This is a genomic window from Nocardiopsis sp. NPDC055551 (genome assembly GCF_053619415.1).
The window spans coordinates 1-1218 of record NZ_JBSHJJ010000035.1 but is presented as its reverse complement, the minus strand read 5'-3'; the positions used below and the strand labels follow the sequence as shown (position 1 = coordinate 1218).

Annotated in this window: 2 protein-coding genes; both read left to right on the top strand. The window is 45.6% G+C overall.

What is annotated here, in order from left to right; genetic code table 11:
• Window positions 1-68: 68 nt before the first annotated feature.
• Window positions 69-824 carry a hypothetical protein gene (locus ACWGSK_RS27605; RefSeq protein ID WP_376230659.1) on the top strand — a complete coding sequence of 252 codons (756 nt, stop codon included), beginning with the start codon at window positions 69-71 and terminating at the stop codon, window positions 822-824.
• An 11-nt stretch (window positions 825-835) separates the two neighbouring features.
• Window positions 836-1218 (top strand): relaxase/mobilization nuclease domain-containing protein (locus tag ACWGSK_RS27600; RefSeq protein ID WP_452457187.1); only part of this gene is annotated, 383 nt, incomplete at its 3' end.

The following is a 1218-nucleotide window of genomic DNA, read 5'->3' as shown; positions in this document are numbered from 1 at the left end:
CCCTTGACCCCCACCGTCCGACACTCTAAAATTGAGCTAATCACTCAATTTTTGGAGGTCGAAAAACCATGGTCGCACGTCAAAAAGAATCCGTCCGACTCGATCCAGAAGTCGTTTCGCTCGGTCGCAAGCTCGCGAAAAAAGACTTCGGATCGGAAACCAAATTTGGACTGCTGATCGAACACGCCATTCGGGCGTATCACGCTCACCAAGTCCAACCTGTCGAAGCAAGCTCATTGCTGTCCGCAACCGAGCAAGCTCTGATCGACAGGATCGAAAAACGAGTTGAAGACATGGGAAAGCAAACCGTTGAACGAGTCGGAAATCTCATTGCCAAATCCAGTTACGAAACTACATACAGCAGTATCGTTTTGGAACACATATTTGATGACTATTTCGAAGATCACAACCCAAAACAACTCCGGGAACAGATGCGCAGCATTGCCGCCCAAAGAATGCGGACTCGACTAGATAAAGAATCAGCTGAAAAAATCAGCTCTCTTATGCAAGAAAACAAAAACCTAGAGGTCATGCAGGAAAAGTTAATCGACATGAACAGAGCACAAAAAGAAGAACTGGAGAAGTACAAAAAAGCCTATCAAGAACTGCGGAGGGACTATCAAGACGTCCAAGAAGAATCAAACAGCAGACTAAATCAGGTCGGTAACGCACACCGACAGAATGACCAGTTAGTCCAAAAAGTACGCTCTCTGCAAGCAGAATCATCTGAATATAAGAATCAAGTGGACTTTCTTGTTGCCAATTACAACCGACTCAAAAGCAATGAAAAGCTACTTGAAGAGTATAAGCAGGGGCGAAGATAATGGTCGCTCATGTGAAATCCCTCGGATTCGCCAGTCATAGCAAAGGCGGAAAGCCGATCACCCATATCAAAGAGCATATCAAGTACATAGAACTTGACCGGGATCATCACCGGACACCGCCGGAACTGTTTACAGCTGCGCAAGATAAAATTCAACGGATTGAGTTTTTCAAAAAGCTGAATGAACAGCCAAAGCGTGGCGTAGTCGGTCATAAACTCGTCATTTCATTAAGCGAAGATGAACAGGGACGGTTCGCCACCGATTTAAAAGAATTAGTCCGAGATACGATGAATCGCTTTGAGGGTAAACACAACGTCAAACTGGACTGGATAGCTGCCGTACACGATGACAAAGGACACCCTCACGCTCACATTGTCATCCGAGGATACAACCC